This is a genomic window from Vibrio sp. 10N.261.52.A1, from assembly GCF_002876325.1.
GTDB classification, from domain to species: Bacteria; Pseudomonadota; Gammaproteobacteria; order Enterobacterales; family Vibrionaceae; genus Vibrio; species Vibrio chagasii.
Map to the genome: position 1 here is coordinate 1 of NZ_MCYD01001221.1, position 1,762 is coordinate 1,762.

The window sequence follows — 1,762 nt, forward strand, 5'->3', positions numbered from 1 at the left end:
ACAATTGTGCTCGCCTTTGCCACGCCTCGACAGTGACCGGTCTTGAGGCTTCGCTTGGTAGTGGGGCGATGACCAATGATATCCCAAGCATTAAACACTCGGATGTTATCTTCATCATCGGTTCTGATACTACATCCGCACACCCGATTATTGGCTCGCACATAAAGCAGGCGGTAAGACATAACGGTGCGCGTTTGATTGTCGCAGACCCTAAGAGAATCGATATTGCCGACCATGCTGAGCTCTATCTAGCACATCGACCGGGTACAGATGTGATGCTAATCAATGGTGTAATGCAGCAAATCATCAAACATGGTTGGTATGACCAAGAATATATCGAAGATCGTGTCGATGGCTTTGATACCTTATTGCAAGAGGTGATGTCGCCAAGTTACTCACTAGACAAAGTAGAGCTGGTGACAGGCGTTAAAGCTGAAGATATCTTCGCGATGGCGCGCTTGATTGGTACCGCAAAGCGCACGGCGGTGTATTACTCCATGGGCATTACGCAACACACGACAGGGCACGATAACGTTCGCTCTATTGCTAACCTGCAACTTCTGTGTGGCAACATTGGCATTGAAGGGGGCGGTATCAACCCGTTACGCGGTCAATCTAACGTTCAAGGTGCTTGTGACATGGGTGCGTTGCCAAATAACCTACCTGGGTATCAGAAGGTCTATAACCCAATGGTGCGTCAGAAGTTTGCGATGGAGTGGGGTATTACTGATTTACCAGCGGAGACCGGGCTAACACTCACCGAAATTATTGACGGTGCATGTAACCGAGAAGTTCGAGCCTTGTACGTGATGGGTGAAAACCCTGTGCTAAGCGATCCAAATCAAGCGCACGTGATTGAAGGACTTGAAGCGTTGGATTTCCTTGTTGTGCAAGACATCTTCTTAACGGAAACGGCGCAATATGCGGATGTGGTTTTGCCATCGTGCTCATTCGCTGAGAAGTCTGGTCACTTTACTAATACTGAGCGACGCGTGCAGCGCATCAATCCTGCGGTATTACCTCCGGGGGAAGCGAAGGAAGATTGGGTCATCATTCAAATGTTGGCGAATGCCATGGGGGGAGGCTGGGACTACCAGTCGGTTTCCGATATCACTAATGAGATTGCTCGCGTAACACCACAGTATGCAGGTTTGCGTTGGGAGAACATTACTGTGAATGGTGTGCAGTGGCCAAGCAATAAGAATAACCCAGACGGTACGCGTATCATGCACCAAACTCAGTTTACTCGTGGACGTGGCCAAATGGAGGCAATTCCGTTTCGTTATGCCGCTGAGCTACCAGACGAAGAATACCCGTTGGTGCTTACGACAGGGCGTATTTTAGAGCAGTTCCATACTGGAACCATGACGCGTAAAACCAAAGGCTTGGATAACCTAGCAGGACCGCGTGCGATGGTCAGTGTTCATGATGCCGAGGCATTGGGGATTTCGAATGGTCAAATGCTCAAGGTATCAACACGTCGCGGCGAGATTGAGATTGCAGCGTTTGTGACGAAGCGAATGCAAAAAGGGGTGGTGTTTATTCCATTCCACTTTGTAGAGTCTCCAGTGAACCGTTTGACGACAACCGCGACCGATCCACATGCTAAGATCCCAGAATTCAAGGTGGCGGCAGTACGAATTGATCCAGTGTGTGAACCTGAAGTTAAAACTGAAGAGGCAGAAGCCTAGCTGAATTGCATGGACTGAAATAGCAGGTATTAAAAAGCCGCGTAACTCTGAGAGTTATGAAGTGACCCCGT

The 1,762-nt window shown here is 49.0% G+C and carries 1 protein-coding gene; it reads left to right on the forward strand.

The annotated features are described in order from the left end of the window. Positions 1–1,691: molybdopterin-dependent oxidoreductase (locus BCT81_RS25755; protein WP_157938894.1), on the forward strand; the 1,691-nt coding region annotated here is incomplete at its 5' end. Between the last annotated feature and the right edge of the window lie 71 nt (positions 1,692–1,762).